This window comes from Pseudomonas sp. CBC3 (assembly GCF_037967085.1).
GTDB lineage: Bacteria > Pseudomonadota > Gammaproteobacteria > Pseudomonadales > Pseudomonadaceae > Stutzerimonas.
Genome location: NZ_JBANEO010000002.1, coordinates 991,304 through 1,009,350 on the forward strand (window position 1 = coordinate 991,304; position 18,047 = coordinate 1,009,350).

The 18,047-nt window shown below is 59.0% G+C and carries 14 protein-coding genes; 6 read left to right on the forward strand and 8 right to left on the reverse strand.

Features of this window, described 5'->3' with window-relative positions:
• Positions 1-55: 55 nt before the first annotated feature.
• Genes fabI through V6943_RS11785 form a run of 6 tightly spaced genes read right to left on the reverse strand, consistent with a single transcriptional unit; the run spans position 56 to position 8,270 of the window.
• Positions 56-850, reverse strand: coding sequence for an enoyl-ACP reductase FabI (gene fabI / locus V6943_RS11760; RefSeq protein WP_181103792.1), 795 nt, complete (start codon positions 848-850; stop codon positions 56-58).
• Positions 831-2,477, reverse strand: a complete 1,647-nt coding sequence (locus V6943_RS11765; protein ID WP_181103789.1) for an ABC transporter ATP-binding protein — start codon at positions 2,475-2,477, stop codon at positions 831-833. Before V6943_RS11765 ends, fabI begins: the two co-directional genes overlap by 20 nt.
• A 1-nt stretch (position 2,478) precedes the next feature.
• On the reverse strand, positions 2,479-3,498 hold the full coding sequence (locus V6943_RS11770) for an ABC transporter permease (RefSeq protein ID WP_181103786.1): 1,020 nt from the start codon (positions 3,496-3,498) through the stop codon (positions 2,479-2,481).
• 1 nt (position 3,499) lies between these two features.
• Positions 3,500-4,573, reverse strand: a complete 1,074-nt coding sequence (locus tag V6943_RS11775) for a microcin C ABC transporter permease YejB (protein ID WP_340553563.1) — start codon at positions 4,571-4,573, stop codon at positions 3,500-3,502.
• A 2-nt stretch (positions 4,574-4,575) separates the two neighbouring features.
• Complete coding sequence (locus V6943_RS11780) at positions 4,576-6,444, reverse strand: extracellular solute-binding protein (protein ID WP_340553564.1); 1,869 nt, start codon at positions 6,442-6,444, stop codon at positions 4,576-4,578.
• Entirely contained in the window at positions 6,441-8,270 is a 1,830-nt protein-coding gene (locus V6943_RS11785; protein WP_340553565.1) for an extracellular solute-binding protein, read from the reverse strand. Before V6943_RS11785 ends, V6943_RS11780 begins: the two co-directional genes overlap by 4 nt.
• A gap of 406 nt (positions 8,271-8,676) precedes the next feature.
• On the opposite strand from V6943_RS11785, the gene V6943_RS11790 reads away from it, so the two are divergent.
• Positions 8,677-10,122: an HDOD domain-containing protein gene (locus V6943_RS11790; RefSeq protein WP_231752136.1), complete on the forward strand. Its 1,446-nt coding sequence runs from the start codon at positions 8,677-8,679 to the stop codon at positions 10,120-10,122.
• Positions 10,123-10,142: 20 nt separating this feature from the next.
• On the opposite strand, the gene V6943_RS11795 is transcribed toward V6943_RS11790, so the two are convergent.
• Both V6943_RS11795 and gloB read right to left on the reverse strand, forming a co-directional pair.
• Complete coding sequence (locus tag V6943_RS11795; protein WP_340553732.1) at positions 10,143-11,690, reverse strand: LysM peptidoglycan-binding domain-containing protein; 1,548 nt, start codon at positions 11,688-11,690, stop codon at positions 10,143-10,145.
• A 99-nt stretch (positions 11,691-11,789) separates the two neighbouring features.
• Positions 11,790-12,569, reverse strand: coding sequence for a hydroxyacylglutathione hydrolase (gene gloB, locus V6943_RS11800; RefSeq protein ID WP_340553566.1), 780 nt, complete (start codon positions 12,567-12,569; stop codon positions 11,790-11,792).
• A gap of 111 nt (positions 12,570-12,680) precedes the next feature.
• Between gloB and V6943_RS11805 the strand changes: the two genes are divergently transcribed.
• The 5 genes from V6943_RS11805 to V6943_RS11825 all read left to right on the forward strand — a co-directional run bounded on the left by V6943_RS11805 (position 12,681) and on the right by V6943_RS11825 (position 18,045).
• Positions 12,681-13,436, forward strand: coding sequence for a class I SAM-dependent methyltransferase (locus V6943_RS11805; protein ID WP_340553567.1), 756 nt, complete (start codon positions 12,681-12,683; stop codon positions 13,434-13,436).
• 15 nt (positions 13,437-13,451) lie between these two features.
• Positions 13,452-13,904 carry a ribonuclease HI gene (rnhA, locus tag V6943_RS11810; RefSeq protein WP_131648651.1) on the forward strand — a complete coding sequence of 151 codons (453 nt, stop codon included), beginning with the start codon at positions 13,452-13,454 and terminating at the stop codon, positions 13,902-13,904.
• Positions 13,905-13,916: 12 nt separating this feature from the next.
• A complete protein-coding gene (gene dnaQ / locus V6943_RS11815) occupies positions 13,917-14,678 on the forward strand; it encodes a DNA polymerase III subunit epsilon (RefSeq protein ID WP_197444740.1) in 762 nt (253 codons plus the stop codon).
• Positions 14,679-14,792: 114 nt separating this feature from the next.
• Positions 14,793-17,045, forward strand: a complete 2,253-nt coding sequence (locus V6943_RS11820) for an arginine/lysine/ornithine decarboxylase (protein ID WP_340553568.1) — start codon at positions 14,793-14,795, stop codon at positions 17,043-17,045.
• 187 nt (positions 17,046-17,232) lie between these two features.
• Positions 17,233-18,045 (forward strand): crotonase/enoyl-CoA hydratase family protein, encoded by an 813-nt coding sequence (locus tag V6943_RS11825; protein WP_340553569.1) that lies wholly within the window; start codon positions 17,233-17,235, stop codon positions 18,043-18,045.
• Positions 18,046-18,047: the final 2 nt, after the last annotated feature.

Below are 18,047 nucleotides of genomic sequence, written 5' to 3' on the forward strand. Positions count from 1 at the left end.
TTCACTTAGGCGCAAAAAAACCCGCACTTGGTGCGGGTTTTTTATGGGCGCTGGTTCAGTCTTCGATCGCACCCATTGCGGTGGTATTGAAGCCACCGTCGACGTAGAGAATTTCACCACTGATACCGGAAGCGAGATCCGAGCAGAGGAACGCGCCGGCATTACCCACTTCTTCGATGGTGACGTTGCGACGCAGCGGTGTCTGCTTCTCGTTGGCTGCCAGCATCTTGCGGAAGCTTTTGATGCCAGATGCCGCCAAGGTGCGGATCGGGCCTGCGGATACGGCGTTGACGCGGGTGCCCTCTGGGCCGAGGCTACCGGCTAGGTAACGAACGCCTGCTTCAAGACTGGCCTTGGCCATGCCCATGACGTTGTAGTTAGGCATGGTGCGCTCGGCGCCCAGGTAGGAGAGGGTGAGGATGGCGCCGTTACGGCCCTTCATCATCGGGCGACCGGCCTTGGCCAGGGCGACCAGGCTATAGGCGCTGATGTCGTGAGCGATCTTGAAGCCATCGCGAGTGGTGACATCGGTGAAGTCGCCGTCGAGCTGATCGCCTGGTGCAAACCCGACCGAGTGAACGATGCCGTCCAGGCCGTCCCACTTCTTGCCTAGCTCTTCAAAGACCCGGACGATTTCATCGTCATTGGCGACGTCGCAGGGGAAGCACAGCTCCGGACCTGAGCCCCAGCCGGCGGCGAACTCTTCGACGCGCCCCTTGAGCTTTTCGTTCTGATAGGTAAAAGCCAGCTCAGCGCCTTCGCGATGCATGGCGGCGGCGATACCCGAGGCGATCGACAATTTGCTGGCGACGCCAACGATCAGTACGCGCTTACCGGTAAGAAAACCCATGTGCTTGTCCCTCTTCTGGTTGTTCAGCCGCTGGCACCATGAAGGCGGATTCCAGCAACTGCTGTGTATATGGATGTTGGGGGGTGGCGAAGATAGCCTCGGCCACTCCCTGTTCAACGACCTTGCCTTGCTTGACGACCATCATCTGGTGGCTCAGAGCTCTTACCACCGCCAGATCGTGGCTGATGAACAGGTAGGTCAGGTTGTACTTGGCCTGTAGCGAGCGTAGTAGCTCCACGACTTGCCGCTGTACGGTTCTATCCAGCGCTGAGGTTGGCTCATCGAGCAGGATCAGCTCCGGCTTGAGCACCAGGGCTCTGGCTATCGCGATACGCTGCCGCTGGCCCCCCGAGAATTCGTGGGGATAGCGGTGGCGGCTCTCCGGGTCGAGCCCAACCTCGACCAGCGCATCGATGATTGCCTGCGCCTGTTCCTCCGCATTGCCCATTCCATGAATGCCAAGCCCTTCGCCAACAATCTGGCCGACCGACATTCGGGGACTGAGGCTACCGAATGGATCTTGAAATACGACCTGCATTTGACGCCGCAACGGACGTACCAAACGTTGCGACATCTTCTCCAGTGCTTGACCCTGAAACCGGATTTCGCCATTGCTGGCTAGCAGCCGCAGGATTGCAAGCCCCAACGTAGATTTCCCCGAGCCGCTTTCCCCGACGATGCCCAGCGTCTGGCCCTTAGGCAAGCTGAAGGTGACGCCATCAACCGCTTTGATGTGATCGACGGTGTGCCTGAATAACCCCTTCTTGATAGGGAACCAGACGCGCAGATTATTCACTTCCAGCAGCGTCGGCGATGGTGCTTCAACTGTTACCGGACCGCCGCTCGGCTCCGCCGCAAGTAGCTCCCGGGTATAGGGGTGCTGTGGCGAACGAAACAATTCTTCGCAATGCGCTTGTTCGACGACGCGACCGCTCTGCATGACACATACACGATGAGCGATTCGGCGAACGAGGTTTAGATCATGGCTGATCAGCAACAGCGCCATGCCCAGGCGTGCCTGCAGATCCTTGAGCAGCTCCAGGATTTTCAACTGGACCGTTACGTCCAGCGCTGTGGTCGGTTCATCGGCGATGAGCAGTTCGGGTTCGTTCGCCAGCGCCATGGCGATCACCACACGTTGACGCTGACCGCCTGACAGTTCGTGCGGATAGGCACGAATACGCTTGGCAGGTTCTGGAATGCCGACCAGTTCGAGAAGCTCGAGGGTGCGTGCCGTGGCGGCTTTGCCGTTGAGGCCCTTGTGAATCTGCAGCACTTCATTGATCTGCTTGCCAACGGTATGCAGCGGATTCAGCGATGTCATCGGCTCCTGGAACACCATGGCGATGCGGTCGCCACGTATGCCACGCATGCGTTTTTCGGTTGCCTTGAGCAGGTCTTCACCGGAGTAGCGGATTTCACCGGCTGGATGTTGGGCGAGCGGGTAGGGCAGCAGGCGCAGGATCGAATGAGCCGTGACGGACTTGCCGGAACCGCTTTCACCCACCAGTGCCAGGGTCTCGCCCTTGCGGATATCGAAGCTAACACCTTCTACGACCCGCTGAACCCGGTCCCCGGTGGCGAACTCGACGGCCAGATCGCGGACCTCTATCAGATTCTCAGCCATGCTATTTCCTTGGATCGAAGGCATCGCGAGCGGCCTCGCCGATGAATACCAGCAGAGTCAGCATGACGGCCAACACCATGAATGCACTGATGCCAAGCCAAGGCGCCTGCAGATTCGCCTTGCCTTGCGCGACCAGTTCGCCCAGCGATGGGGCACCAGGCGGCAGGCCGAAGCCAAGGAAGTCCAACGCGGTTAGCGTGCCAATTGCTCCGGTCAGGATGAACGGCATGAAGGTCATGGTCGACACCATCGCATTCGGAAGGATGTGACGGAACATGATTGCGCCGTTGCGCATGCCCAACGCCCGTGCAGCGCGGACGTATTCGAGGTTGCGTCCACGCAAGAACTCGGCGCGCACGACATCGACCAGGCTCATCCAGGAAAACAGCAGCATGATGCCAAGCAACCACCAGAAATTCGGCTGCACGAAGCTCGCAAGGATGATGAGCAGATAGAGCACCGGCAATCCGGACCAGATTTCCAGGACCCGCTGACCGACGAGATCCACCCAGCCGCCGTAGAAGCCCTGCAACGCACCGGCTACGACGCCTATCACCGAACTGATCAGCGTCAGGGTCAGCGCGAACAATACCGAGATGCGGAAACCGTAGATGATCCGGGCCAATACGTCGCGGCCCTGATCATCGGTACCCAGCCAGTTACTCCAAGATGGCGGGGCGGGCGCAGGCACCTGAAGGTCGTAATTGATGCTGGAGTGATGGAATGGAATCGGTGGCCAGATCATCCAGCCGTCCTTCTTTTCGATCAGCTCCTGAATGTACGGCCCCTTGTAATCGGCCTGCAGCGGGAATTCGCCGCCGAACACCGTCTCCGGATAGCGTTCGAATACGGGGAAATACCAGCCGCCGTCGAAGCGCACCACGATCGGCTTGTCGTTGGCAATCAGCTCGGCTCCGAGACTCAGCACGAACAGGGTGAGAAATATCCACAGCGACCACCAGCCGCGTTTGTGGGCTTTGAACAGGGCGAAGCGGCGCTGATTCAGCGGCGACAGCTGCATCTCAGGCCTCCCTGCTTTCGAAATCGATTCGCGGATCGACCAGTGTGTAGGTCAGATCACCGATCAGCTTGACCACCAAGCCGAGGAGGGTGAACAGGAAGAGGGTGCCGAACACGACGGGATAGTCGCGGTTGATGGCGGCTTCGAAGCTGAGCAGGCCAAGGCCGTCGAGCGAGAAGATCACTTCGATCAACAGCGAACCGGTGAAGAACATACCGATGAAGGCTGCTGGAAAACCCGCGATGATGATCAGCATTGCGTTGCGAAAGACATGGCCGTAGAGAACGCGATTCTTGCTCAGGCCCTTGGCTCGTGCCGTGATCACGTACTGCTTGTTGATTTCGTCGAGAAAGCTATTTTTCGTCAGCAGGGTCAGGGTCGCGAAGTTGCCGATGACCAGAGCCGTGACCGGAAGCGCCAAGTGCCAGAAGTAGTCGAGAATCTTGCCGCCCAGCGTCAGCTCATCGAAATTGCCCGAAGACAGCCCTCGCAACGGAAACCAGTTCCAGTAGCTGCCACCGGCAAACAGCACGATCAGCAGGATGGCGAACAGAAATGCCGGTATCGCATAGCCGATGATAATCGCCGAACTGGTCCAGACATCGAAAGGGCTGCCATGACGAGTCGCCTTGGCGATACCCAGCGGTATCGACGCCAGATACATGATCAGCGTGCTCCATAGCCCCAGCGAGATCGACACCGGCATCTTTTCGATGATCAGATCGGTCACCTTGGCGTCACGGAAGAAGCTTTCGCCGAAATCCAGGCGCAGATAGTTGCTGAGCATGATCCAGAAACGTTCCGGTGCCGGTTTGTCGAAGCCGTACAGACGTTCGATCTCGGCGATCAGGTCCGGGTCTAGCCCTTGCGCGCCCCGATAGCTATTGCTGCCGGTAGCCACTTCGGAGCCACCGCCTGCAATGCGGCTCGTCGCGCCTTCGAACCCTTCGAGTTTGGCGATCGCCTGCTCGACCGGCCCCCCAGGCGAGGCCTGGATAATGATGAAGTTGATCAGCAGGATGCCGAACAGGGTGGGAATGATCAGCAGCAGACGCCGGAAAATGTACGCCAGCATGCCTATCGCTCCGCTGCTCGGGTGGAGTCGCTGGCGTCTGATTCTGTGATGGGCTCTTGCGGATCGGGGCTGTCGACGTTGGGCTTGTGCCACCAAGTCATCAGGCCAATATCGTAACGAGGTGTCGTTTCGGGGTGAGCCAGATGATTCCAGTACGCCACACGCCAGGTCTTGATGTGCCAGTTCGGAATCACGTAGTGCCCCCAAAGCAGTACGCGATCCAATGCGCGGGTGCGGGTGATCAGCTCTTCACGCGAGTCGGCGGCGATCAGCTTTTCCACCAGCGTATCGATGGCTGGGTCCTTCAGCCCAATGAAGTTGCGGCTGCCGGGATTGTCCGCACTCGCTGAATGCCAGTACTCGCGCTGTTCGTTGCCCGGAGAGCTGGATTGGCCGAAACCGCTAACGATCATGTCGTAGTCGCGCGAGCGCAACCGGTTGATGTATTGAGATACGTCGACCCGGCGGATCTCCAGCTCGATCCCCAGGCCGGCAAGGTTGCGCTTGTACGGGAGGAGCACCCGTTCGAAGTCGGCCTGTACCAGCAGAAACTCCAGTTTTACCGGCTTGCCCTCGGCATCCACCATGCGATCGTTTTCAATCTTCCAGCCTGCGTCGGTGAGTAGCTCGTAAGCGCGGCGCTGCTGCTCTCGGATCATGCCGTCGGCGTTGGTCTGCGGCAGTTCGAAGGGTTTTTCGAACACCTCTTCGGGTATTTGGCCACGCAGGGGTTCGAGAATGCTCAACTCGTTCTCGCTCGGCATGCCCGAGGAGGCGAGTTCCGAATTGTCGAAGTAGCTGGTCGTGCGGGTATAGGCGCCGTTGAACAGCTGGCGATTGGTCCATTCGAAATCGAACAGCAGCGCCAGGGCTTCTCGAACCCTGATGTCTTGAAGGTGTTGTCGGCGAGTATTGAAGATGAAGCCCTGCATGCCTTGCGGATTGTGATTGGCGATCTCGTCCTTAATGATCCGCCCGTCTCGGACCGCGTCGGTATCGTAGGCGGTCGCCCAGCTCTTCGCGCTGGTTTCCAGCCAGTAATCGAAATGTCCGGCCTTGAAGGCCTGTAGCGCTACCGTGTTGTCGCGGTAGTAATCGTGGTGCACATGGTCGAAGTTGTAAAAGCCGCGGTTGACGGCCAAGTCCTTGCCCCAATAGTCCTCGACACGGGCGTAGCGCACCGAGCGTCCAGCTTCCGCGCGTTCGATTCGATAGGGGCCACTGCCTAGCGGCGGCTCCATGCTGCCGGAGGTGAAGTCCCGTTCGGCCCACCAGTGCTTCGGCAGGACCGGTAATTGTCCGAGAATCAGCGGCAGTTCGCGGTTGCCGCCATGCTTGAAGTCGAAACGCACGCGGCGTGGGCTTTCGGCCACGGCTTTCTCTACGTCGGCGTAATAGCCACGGTAGTGCGGCGCGCCCTGGCTTATCAGCGTCTCGAAGGTAAATACGACATCTTCCGCCTCAACCGGCTCGCCGTCGTGAAAGCGCGCTTCGGGCCGTAGATGGAAGCGAACCCACTCATTGTTCGGGCCCTTTTCGATCTTTTCTGCCAGCAGGCCGTAAACCGTGAAAGGTTCATCCAGGCTGCTGGTCGTCAGGGTGTCGTAGATCAGGCCGATGTCGTCCGCAGCGACGCCTTTATTGATGAAAGGGTTGAGCGAATCGAAACCGCCGAAGCCTGCCTGTCGTAGGGTGCCGCCCTTGGGCGCATTGGGGTTGACGTAATCGAAGTGAGAGAAGTCAGCGGGATACTTGGCCGGCTCGTCGTACAGCGTCAATGCATGCCGGGGCGCCGCTTGGGCAACGCCCAGAAGGCATAACACGGCAAGGATTCCCGTATGCAGGATCGGTAATCGTATGTTTCTTGTCATTGAGCCTTCTCCAGATCCTTCAGCCACCAGGCACGCAACCCGAGAGTGTACGGCGGCGTGGTGACATGGGCGAACCGATTGCGGTACGCCAGGCGGTGGTAACTGATGTACCAGTTGGGGATGGTGTAGTGATTCCAGAGCAAAACGCGGTCGATGGCGCGCGCGGCGGCGATCTGCTCTTCTCTGGTTTTGGCCGCCAGCAATTTGCCGATCAGCTCATCGATCAATGGGTTGGCGATGCCGGCGTAATTGCGGCCACCTTTGACGTTCACCTGGCTGGAGTGGAAATACAGCCACTGTTCGAGGCCAGGGCTGAGGCTCTGACCCAGCGTTGTCAGAATCATGTCGTAGTCGTATTGATCCAGGCGCTGCTTATACTGCGCACTATCAACGGTACGCAAGCGAGCCTGTATGCCAATGCGAGCCATATTTTCCACGTAAGGCTGAAGAATGCGCTCTAGTCGCGGATTGACGAGCAGAATCTCGAACTGGAAAGCGCGGCCTGCGTGGTCGCGAAGACCATCAGCCGTCAGTTTCCAGCCAGCTTGATTGAGTAGGTTGAGCGCTTCGCGCAAGGTGTCGCGTGGAATACCGCGCCCGTCCGTTTTCGGCAGTTCGTAGGGCTCGGTGAATAGTTCGGCGGGCAACTGGTCGCGGAAAGGCGACAACAGCAACCATTCACCTCCTTTCGGTGTGCCGGTCGCCGCGAAGTCGCTGTTCGGATAGTAGCTTTCGCTGCGCTGATAAGCGCCATAGAACAGCGCGCGGTTGGTCCATTCAAAATCGAACATCATGCCCAAGGCCTGACGAATCCTGATGTCGGCAAAGGTCTGCCTGCGCCCGTTCATGAACAGCGCCTGCGTCTGGGTGGGGATCTGATGCGGGATTTCAGCGCGGATCACGTCACCGCGCAGAACAGCGGGAAACTGGTAACCGTTGGCCCAGTTCTTCGCCTGATGCTCGATGTAGAAGTCGAATTCGCCGACCTTGAAAGCTTCGAATGCAACCGTGCTGTCTCGATAGAACTCGACGTCGACACGGTTGAAATTGTATTTGCCGCGGTTGGCTGGAAGCTCCGCGCCCCACCAGTCCTTCACCCGCTCGAAGGTTACCCGGCGTCCCGGTTGCACCTCGCTGATGCGGTAAGGGCCGCTACCCAGTGGTGGCTCGAACGTCGTGGCGCGGAAATCGCGGTCTTTCCAATAATGTTGCGGCAGTACCGGTAGTTCGCCGAGGCGCATGATCAGCAGCGGATTGCCGGGCTTGTCGAATACGAAGCGAATCCGGTGGCGGTTGAGTATGTCGACGCGCTCGATGCCTTGCAGGTCGGTGCGAAAGCGCGGATGACCATCCTTGACCAGCAAACGATAGGAAAAGGCTACGTCATAAGCCGTGATCGGTTGGCCATCATGAAAGCGAGCCGAATCGCGCAGATTGAATACCACCCAGCTATGGTTGTCGCTGTACTCGATGGTTTCGGCGATAAGCCCGTAGGCCGAAGCAGACTCATCGCCGGAAGGATCATAAACGCCCGTTCCCACCATCAACGGTTCGTTCAGCTCACTGATGCCATATTGGAAGAACCCTGGCGTCGCGGCCGGGCTGGTCCCTTTGAAAGTGTAGGGGTTGAGCGTGTCGAACGTGCCTGAAGCCATTAATCGTACACGGCCCCCCTTCGGGGCATCGGGATTCACCCAGTCGAAGTGGGTGAAGTCTTTCGCATACTTGAGGGTGCCGAACTGGGCATAACCGTGGCTCTCGCTGATGGTCGCGAACGACGGAAAGCTAAATCCCAGGCAGCTCAATAACAATAGGATGGGTCGCATCAAACGGTGAATCCGATCCATGGCGCTTTCGGTCTTTTCGGCCGGCTACAGTAACAGCTTGTATCCGCTGGAAAAAGGCCGGCCATCTGGGCACACTGCCCGCTATAGCTGCCGTGGCGTTAGGGTCTGTTGACGTTTCGTTCGCGGCCGCGCCGAAGCCTGTTTTGGCGCGAAGCAAGGCACGAGGAGTGAAGTTTGGTCGTTCCAAATAAGCGACGAGAAACGCCGCATCGCGCCAAAACAGGCCCGGCCCGAAGGGTTGCGCGGCAGATGGCGCCATGCGGCGTTGCGGGACTTGGCAAGGGAGCAACCATTACCTGCGTCCCGCGCCTGGCCTGGCGCCATTTGGCGCAGCAACGCGGCTCGCGACGAAACGTCAACAGACCCTCGGTGAGGTCGCAAAATCTTGAGTGAAACTAGCTACGGTTTGCAGGCATGGATAGACCGCTTGAACCAGTCCGAGTTACCGGCATTGGCGACGGTCGTGCAGGAGCTGCAGCGCCTTACGGGGCAGCAGCATGCCTCCGTGCAACAACTTGCCGACGTTCTGCTGCGCGACGCCGCGCTGACGGCCAAGGTGCTTCGGGTTGGTAATAGCAGCTATTACAACCCGTCACAGGAAACCATCAAGACCATTTCTCGCGCGATCGTCATGATCGGCTTCGATAACGTCCGTTCGATCAGTCTCTCAGTCAGTCTCATCGATGGGCTGATGGATCGCGCGCCGCGCCAGCAGCTGCAGGAACTGTTGGCACGGTCGTTTCACGCTGCGGTGCAGGCGCGCAATATTGCCGGTTACGTACTGGCGAAACATGAGGAAGAAGTGTTCATCGCGGCGTTGCTGCATGAGGTCGGCGAGCTTGCCTTCTGGGGGTGCGGTGGTGTGCAGGCCGATGAGCTCGCAGAGGCTCTGGCGGCCCGCGACACTGATCATGAGCAGGCGGTTGAAGACGTGCTCGGCACCAGTTTCCGCCAGTTGAATCTCGGCATGATCAAAAGCTGGAATATCGGAGAGCTCGCCAGCCTGGCTCATGGTTCAGCTAATTTGCGGGATCCAGCCGTGCATTCGATCAGCCTGGGGGTGCGCATCAGCGCGGCTGCGCTGGACGGATGGGGCAGTCCCGGAATGGAGGAGTTGGTCAGTGAGCTGGCCGAGTTTTGCGGCATATCCGAAGCGGATGCGATGCAGCAAATCTTTGCGAGCGCCGATGAAGCGGTCAAGATCGCGACGACCTTCGGCGCCAGTCGATTAAGCAAGCTGATCCCATCAACCGACCCCGAACAAGTGCGGCTGCAGCAGGCGCAGCGTAGAACGAGCCACTTGCAACCAAATCTGCTGTTGATGCAGCAGACCATGCAGGATCTCGGGATGATGGCGTCCGGCAAGGGCGACGTCGCGTTGATCCTCGATGCGTTACTCAAAGGTTTGCATGAGGGCGCCGGGTTGGAGCGCGTGATGCTGACTGTTCTTGCGGATCGACAAACGACGTTTCGTGCAAAATGCGTCGTTGGGGAACAGACGCAGCCTTGGCTCGAAACCTTCGTCCTGCCTATCGAGCTGTCGATCCAGACGCACATATTCAGTTACGTGCTTCGTCAACGTCAGCCGCTATGGATGGGCGTGCCGGCAAGCTACAAGCTCGATGAATTGGTCACATTGCCGCTTCGGCAGCAGTTGGGCAAGGGCATGTTCTTCATTGCACCGATCATGGCGGGTACGCGTGAAATCGGTGTGCTCTACGCGGATAGCCGGATTTCCGGCCGAGCGTTGAAACATGAGCAGTTCGTGGCTTTTCAACGATTCGCCCAACTGGCCGGACGCTGCCTCGAGGCGCTGAGCAGACGCGGCTGAAAAGGCGCGCCTGCCATGCCTTATTGAGATAGGTATAAGGTAAGGGTCTGCCCCGGTTTGAGCATCGCGCTATCCCTGGGATTCCAAATCTTCAGATTATTGATCTGAACGTTGAACCGCTTGGCGATTTCGTAGAGCGAATCACCTTTTTTGACTTTGTAATAAGTCGGTGCGGGTTTGGCGCGCTGATTGCTGCCGGCTGCCTGCAGAAATAGCGCCTGGCCCACCTTGATATTGCTTCCCGATAAGTTGTTCCAGCGCTGCAGGTCACCTACCGAGACGTTCTGCGTCTTGGCGATATCCCAGAGATTGTCGCCCTTGCGGACTCGGTAGCTGCGCGGAGCTGGCTGGCTTCTCGCAACGGCATGCAGCAGTTCTCGAGACTGCCCTATAGCAACCGATTGAGGAATGCTCAGCACTTGCCCGATTTGCAAGCGGTCACTTCGAAGACGGTTAATGTCCCGAATGATATTGACAGAGAGGCGATGCCTGTTGGCGATCACTCCGAGCGTGTCGCCGGGGCGCACCTTGTACTGCTGCCAGTCGACCAAATCCTGTGGCTTCATCAATGCCAGGTTGGCCGAGAACATCTCGACCTTGTCACTCGGGACCAGGAGGTGCTGCGGCCCATCAAGTGTGATGCGGCGGGTAAATGCTGGATTCAACTGGTAGATCTCGTCTTCCTCCATGTCCGCCATTTCGGCGACTCTCGCGAGATCCATGCGTTGCTTGAGTGCGACGACTTCGAAGTAGGGTTCGTTGGCGATCGGGTTCAGATTGAGGCCGTATGCCTCGGGGCTTTGCACCATCTGCGAAAGCGCCAGCAGTTTAGGCACGTAATCGCGCGTTTCTTGGGGCAGAGGTAGATTCCAGTAGTCGGTCGGCAAGCCGAGTTTCTGGTTGCGCTCGATCGCTCGGCTGACGGTTCCTTCGCCTGCGTTGTAGGCCGCCAGGGCCAGCAGCCAGTCGTCGTTGAACAGGCCATGCAGGTAGGTCAGGTAGCGCAACGCTGCGGCGGTGGAGGCGGTAATGTCGCGCCTGCCGTCATACCAGCTGGTTTGCTGCAGGTTAAAGTGCCGGCCAGTTGCGGGAATGAACTGCCATAGACCCATCGCCTTGGCGGGAGAGTAAGCGAACGGGTTATAGGCGCTCTCGATTATCGGCAGTAGTGCCAACTCGAGTGGCATGTCACGCTCTTCCAGTTGCTCGACGATGTAGTGGATGTAGGGGCTGCCTCGCTCGCTGGCGATCTCGATGGAGTTCGTCCGGCTGGAGAACAGGAGGCGCTGCTGCTCGATACGCGGATTGCTGCCCAGATAATCTTGGAGCTTGAACCCATGTCTGATGCGATCCCAAACGTCGGAATGCGTCGGTACGGCAGGCGCCTGGGTGAGCCACAGCGTTTCTTGTACCTGTGGCACCGCTCGCGTCTGGATATCGCTGCCGGTCGGCGCACGCGGCGCGGTGCTCTGGCAGCCCGTAATAGCGAGACAGATTGCTAGCGCCAGGGCCCGGCCGGAGGCTGCCAAGGCGTCCGGATGAGGGCTGTTCGAAGAGTCAGACGGCATTGGCTGAAGGGTTCCCTTGGCGCAAATTCGGGGGAGTGTAGGAATGCCGTTCCGGTGGGTCAACCCGACGAACCTGTTTTTGGGGAGTGGTCGACTCCGTCAGAAGCTATCTTTCCAAGCGCGCAGGGCTGCGAAAACGGCTTCTGCTGTGGCAAGTTCGCGCCCAGCGTGCTGGCTTGCCGCAGCGGCCACGGCCGGCTCGGCGCTACGCAGGAAGGGATTTGTGGCTTGCTCGGTGCGTAGATCGGAGGGGAGGGTGATGCGTTTCGCCTCACGCATCTGGGCGACTCGTTCGAGGCGCTCGGCAATCGCCGGATTGCCCGGCTCGACCGCTTGGGCAAAGCGCAAATTGCTCAAGGTGTATTCGTGCGTGCAATAAACGCGTGTTTGCGCCGGCAGCGCTGCCAACCGTCCTAGTGAGTTGAACATCTGGGCTGCCGTCCCCTCGAAAAGGCGGCCGCAGCCTGCGGCGAAGAGGGTGTCGCCACTCAGCAGCCAAGGCTCCTGAGGGTTGTGATGATAGTAGGCGATATGGCCGCTGGTATGGCCGGGCACCTCGATGACGTCCAGATCGTGATCGAGGATGCAGATGCGTTGTCCGTCGACTAGGGCCTCGTCCCGGGCAGGAATATTCTCTGCGACCGGGCCGTAGATCCTGGCTCCATGTCGGGCCTTGAGTTGCTGCACCCCGCCCACATGATCGTGGTGATGATGGGTTATCAATATATCGGTCAGACGCCAGTCGGGATGCGCGTCCAGCCACGTCTGAACGGGGGCGGCATCGCCTGGGTCCACCGCTACGCAGCGACGTTGCTCAGGATCCAGGAGAAGCCATATGTAGTTGTCGATGAACGCGGGCAGAGCTTCGATTTTCAACATGGGACCGGTCGCCAAGTCATTAGCAAAGGCGCATCCTAGCAGTCGAACTGGAAAGTTGAACCGACCGGTAGCATTTATCGGTTCGGCCGAACCGATGAACGGAGGCTAACCATGAGTGAGTCTTGTACCAAGTCGGATGACCGCTGGCTGTCGCTGATGAACGATGCCAGCGCCTGGTTCGACAGCCCGTCGGGTCGTCAGTTGCTGACGCAGGAGCAGCAGGCGATCGATCAACAGCTATCGCGTTGTTTTGGCAGTTATCTGGTGCACTACGGGCCTTTTTCAAGCGCTCCGATCGAGTCGCAAAAAATCAAGCGCAGTGTCCGGCTGGGGCCGCCGCTTCCCGGAGTCGAGATCGTTTGCGAAGAGCAATCTTGGCCGATCGGTGAACATGCCGCTGATGTCGTCGTGGTTCAGCATGGCCTCGATTTCAGTCTGTCACCGCATGCCTTGCTGCGCGAAGCAGCTCGTAGCGTTCGGCCTGGCGGCCATCTGGTGATCGTCGGGGTCAATCCGTGGAGTGCCTGGGGGGCGGCGCGCCTGCTGTCACGCAAGACCTTTCACCACGCTCGCTGCATCCGCCCCACACGCGTCGGCGATTGGCTGAACCTGCTCGGATTCGCACTGGAGAAACGCAGGTTCGGATGCTATTGTCCGCCGCTTTCTTCGAGCGTCTGGCAGACGCGATTATCCGCGTTGGAAGTCGTCGGCCAACGGCTGCAAATGCCTACTGGCGGTTTCTACCTGCTGGTGGCGCGAAAGCTGATGGTGGGGCTGCGTCCTCTGCGGCAGAGCCGTCGGGAGCGCATGGGTCAGCTGTTACCAATGCCGGTGGCGAAAGTCAGCCGCCGCGATGCCGAACAGTAAGGTCGAACATCCTTCATGAATGAAGACGTAGTCGAGATATACACCGATGGCGCCTGCAAGGGTAATCCGGGGCCGGGTGGCTGGGGCGCGCTGCTTATCTATAAAGGTGTAGAGCGTGAGCTTTGGGGTGGTGAAGCGGAAACCACCAACAACCGTATGGAGTTGATGGCGGCGATTCGCGCATTGGAAGAGCTGAAAAGGTCATGCCCGGTGCGGTTGGTGACCGACTCCCAATATGTCATGCAGGGTATCAACGATTGGATGCCCAACTGGAAGAAGCGCGGCTGGAAGACAGCTACCAAGCAGCCGGTAAAAAATGCTGATCTATGGCGATTGCTAGATGAGCAGGTCAATCGTCATCAGGTGAGCTGGCAGTGGGTGCGCGGACATACCGGCCACCCTGGTAACGAGCGCGCCGATCTTCTGGCAAATCGCGGCGTAGTACAGGCCAAACGACAAACCGCTTGAGTGAGTTGAAATATGCGTAGCGTAGTGCTGGATACCGAAACTACTGGCATGCCGGTGACCGACGGCCACCGGATCATCGAGATCGGCTGTGTCGAAGTCATCGGTCGCCGCCTTACCGGTCGGCATTATCACGTGTATCTGCAGCCGGATCGTGAAGTGGACGAGGGCGCAATCGCGGTCCACGGCATCACCAATGAATTCCTGACCGATAAACCACGGTTCAAGGATGTCGCCGATGAGTTCTTCGAATTCATCAAGGGCGCCCAGCTGATCATTCACAACGCAGCGTTCGACGTCGGCTTCATCAACAACGAGTTCGCTCTGCTCGGACAGCAGGATCGCTCCGAGCTGAGCGATCACTGCAGCATTCTCGACACCCTGCTAATGGCCCGTGAGCGTCATCCAGGGCAGCGCAACAGCCTCGACGCGTTGTGCAAGCGTTACGGCGTAGACAACTCCGGTCGTGATCTGCACGGCGCATTGCTCGATGCGGAAATTCTCGCCGACGTCTTCCTGACGATGACGGGCGGGCAGACCAATCTGTCCCTGGCCGGGGACGGCGCCGATTCTGAAAACGGTGGCCGCCAACAGGCGACGCCGATTCGGCGTCTGCCTGCCGATAGAGCTGGAACCTTGGTTATTCGCGCCAGCGCCGAAGAAGTCGCTGCACATGCGGCGCGCATGCAGGCGATTGAAAAAGCGTCGGGAGCAGCACCGCTCTGGGTTCAGCTGGAACAACCCGCCGACATCGAGGCGGAAGCCCTGCCTGCTTGAATCTTTAGCGCTGAGGTAGCGCTTTGCCGCGTCAGCCTGGCGCAATCGCATTTCACGCTTGGTGCTTGGGGGCGGACCTTCTACGCTGAAGGGGAACGCTCTCAGGAAGCACTCATGTACAAAGATCTGAAATTTCCCATCCTTATCGTTCATCGCGACATCAAGGCTGATACCGTCGCCGGCGAGCGGGTTCGCGAAATCGCGACTGAGCTCGAGCGCGACGGCTTTCATATCCTTCCTACCGCAAGCGCTGCTGAAGGCCGTATCGTCGCTTCGACGCATCATGGCTTGGCCTGCATTCTGGTCGCTGCCGAAGGCGCGGGTGAGAACCAGCGACTGCTGCAGGACGTCGTAGGGTTGATCCGTGTCGCCAGGCGTCGTGCTCCACAGCTTCCTATATTTGCGCTGGGCGAGCAGATCACCATCGAGAACGCTCCGGCCGAAGCGATGGCCGATCTGAATGAGCTGCGTGGGCTGCTGTATCTCTTCGAGGATACGGTGCCTTTTCTGGCGCGGCAGGTGGCACGAGCTACACGCGCCTATCTGGAGGGCCTGCTGCCCCCGTTTTTCCGCGCGCTGGTTCAGCATACGGGCGACTCGAATTATTCGTGGCACACACCGGGTCATGGCGGTGGGGTTGCTTTTCGCAAGAGCCCGGTCGGCCAGGCGTTTCACCAGTTTTTCGGCGAAAACACGCTGCGCTCCGATCTGTCGGTGTCGGTGCCCGAGCTCGGTTCGCTGCTCGATCACACCGGTCCGCTGGCGGCAGCCGAGGCGCGTGCGGCGCGCAATTTTGGCGCCGATCATACGTTTTTCGTGATCAACGGCACGTCAACCGCCAACAAGATCGTCTGGCACTCGATGGTGGCGCGCGACGACCTGGTATTGGTGGACCGTAACTGCCATAAGTCGATACTGCACTCGATCATCATGACCGGCGCGATTCCGCTCTATCTGGTGCCGTCACGCAACGAGCTCGGCATCATCGGTCCCATTCCGCTCGAAGAGTTTTCTCCGGCCTCGATTCAAGCCAAGATCGACGCCAACCCGCTGACACGCGGGCGTGCGCCGAGGGTGAAGCTGGCAGTCGTGACCAACTCCACCTACGACGGCCTTTGCTACAACGCCAACCTGATCAAGCGAACCCTCGGCAACAGTGTCGATGTGCTGCATTTCGACGAGGCCTGGTACGCCTATGCCGCGTTTCACGAGTTTTATGACGGCCGCTATGGAATGGACACGCGCGAGCAGGGGCCCCTGGTGTTCACCACCCACTCGACGCACAAAGTATTGGCGGCGTTCAGCCAGGCTTCGATGATCCATGTGCTCGATAGCGAGCAGCGGCAGCTGGATCGTGATCGCTTCAATGAAGCCTTCATGATGCATATCTCGACATCGCCGCAGTACGGCATTCTCGCATCGCTCGATGTGGCTTCGGCCATGATGGAAGGCCCCGCCGGCCGCTCGCTGATTCAGGAGACCTTCGACGAGGCGCTGAGCTTTCGGCGCGCGCTGGCCAATCTTCGACAGCATCTGCCTGAGGGCGACTGGTGGTTCAGTATCTGGCAGCCCACGGCAGCGGACGGAGCCGACGAGCTGGTCACGGCGGACTGGTTGCTGGAGCCTGAAGCGGACTGGCATGGTTTCGGCGACGTCGCGAATGACTACGTGCTGCTCGATCCGATCAAGGTCACGTTAGTTACCCCCGGGCTTACCGCCGGTGGCAAGCTGGGCGAGAGCGGCATTCCTGCGGCAGTCGTCAGCAAATTTCTCTGGGAGCGCGGCCTAGTGGTGGAAAAGACCGGTCTCTACTCGATCCTGGTCCTCTTTTCCATGGGGATAACCAAGGGTAAGTGGAGCACCTTGCTGACCGAGTTGTTGGAGTTCAAGCGTCACTACGACAACAACGTACCACTGTGCGATGCACTGCCCTCCGTAGTGCAGGCCGGCGGCAGCCAGTATGTCGGCATGGGGCTGCGAGACCTCTGCGAATCGTTGCATGACTGCTATCGGGAGAACGCGACCGCCAGAGCCATGCGGCGGATGTATACGGCGCTGCCGGCGTTGGCGATGAAACCGGCTGATGCCTATGACAAGCTTGTCCGTGGCGAGGTGGAGGCGGTGCCCATCGAAGCGCTGGAGGGCCGTATCGCCGCTGTGATGCTGGTGCCTTATCCGCCTGGGATTCCGCTGATCATGCCAGGCGAGCGGTTCACTGCTGAGACGCGCTCGATACTCGACTACCTCCAATTCGCACAACGTTTCGCCGCGCGCTTTCCGGGCTTTGATGCCGATGTCCACGGGCTGCAGCTCGAGGATCACCCGGACGGCATGCGCTATACGGTCGATTGCATCCTGGAAGGGTGATTGGTCGCCTTGGCGATATCGCCGAATGTCAAAGCCGATGATGCGCAAGGCCGTGGGCTGGGTCACAACCTCCCGCATCGACTTTCACTCGGCTGTTGTTATAGTTGTTCGGCTGAGAGCAGTCCCTGGGGAGGGACTGTCCCACTGTTTCAGGCACTGAGGTGCCTCGGCTGTCGAGGATGATAGCGTGACTGAATACCAAGCCTTCCGTGTGGAGTTGAAGGACAAAGTCGCTCATGTAGCGATCAACCGGCCGGACAAGCTCAACGCCATGAACGCTGCGTTCTGGAGCGAAATCGTCGAGATCTTCCAATGGATTGACGATACGGATGAGGTTCGGGTGGTGGTGTTGTCCGGTGAGGGCAAACATTTTTCGGCCGGTATCGATCTACAGCTGCTGGCACAGGCCGCCATGCAGATGGGCACGGATATCGGGCGCAACGCAGAAAGCCTGCGCCGCCAGATACTCAAGCTTCAGGCCTCGTTCAATGCAGTGGATAACTGCCGAAAGCCGGTTATCGCAGCCATTCAGGGTTATTGCATCGGCGGTGCAATAGATCTCATTGCCGCATGTGATATGCGTTACAGCACGCTCGATGCGCGATTTTCCATCAAGGAAATCGACATGGGCATGGCAGCGGATGTCGGCACGCTGCAGCGTCTGCCACGAATCATTGGCGATGGAATGATGCGCGAACTCGCCTACACCGGGCGAAGCGTGGATGGACAGGAAGCGCAGGTCATTGGTTTGGTCAATCGGGCGTATGCCGACCAACCTGCCCTCATGGCTGCCGTATTCGCACTCGCGGCTGAGATCGCCGCGAAGTCGCCGGTCGCCATTCGCGGCACCAAACAAATGATCCGTTATATGCGTGATCACCGTGTCGACGATGGCCTCGAGTACATCGCTACCTGGAATGCGGCAATGCTTCAGTCGGCCGATCTCAAAGTAGCCATGGCCGCTCATATGAGTAAACAGAAACCGGATTTCGCCGACTGATG

Bases quoted from the DNA above. Each gene is read 5' to 3' on its own strand.
- fabI (WP_181103792.1), bottom strand. From the start codon at position 850: ATGGGTTTTCTTACCGGTAAGCGCGTACTGATCGTTGGCGTCGCCAGC.
- V6943_RS11765 (WP_181103789.1), bottom strand. From the start codon at position 2,477: ATGGCTGAGAATCTGATAGAGGTCCGCGATCTGGCCGTCGAGTTCGCC.
- V6943_RS11770 (WP_181103786.1), bottom strand. From the start codon at position 3,498: ATGCAGCTGTCGCCGCTGAATCAGCGCCGCTTCGCCCTGTTCAAAGCC.
- V6943_RS11775 (WP_340553563.1), bottom strand. From the start codon at position 4,573: ATGCTGGCGTACATTTTCCGGCGTCTGCTGCTGATCATTCCCACCCTG.
- V6943_RS11780 (WP_340553564.1), bottom strand. From the start codon at position 6,444: ATGACAAGAAACATACGATTACCGATCCTGCATACGGGAATCCTTGCC.
- V6943_RS11785 (WP_340553565.1), bottom strand. From the start codon at position 8,270: ATGCGACCCATCCTATTGTTATTGAGCTGCCTGGGATTTAGCTTTCCG.
- V6943_RS11795 (WP_340553732.1), bottom strand. From the start codon at position 11,690: ATGCCGTCTGACTCTTCGAACAGCCCTCATCCGGACGCCTTGGCAGCC.
- gloB (WP_340553566.1), bottom strand. From the start codon at position 12,569: ATGTTGAAAATCGAAGCTCTGCCCGCGTTCATCGACAACTACATATGG.
- V6943_RS11805 (WP_340553567.1), top strand. From the start codon at position 12,681: ATGAGTGAGTCTTGTACCAAGTCGGATGACCGCTGGCTGTCGCTGATG.
- rnhA (WP_131648651.1), top strand. From the start codon at position 13,452: ATGAATGAAGACGTAGTCGAGATATACACCGATGGCGCCTGCAAGGGT.
- dnaQ (WP_197444740.1), top strand. From the start codon at position 13,917: ATGCGTAGCGTAGTGCTGGATACCGAAACTACTGGCATGCCGGTGACC.
- V6943_RS11820 (WP_340553568.1), top strand. From the start codon at position 14,793: ATGTACAAAGATCTGAAATTTCCCATCCTTATCGTTCATCGCGACATC.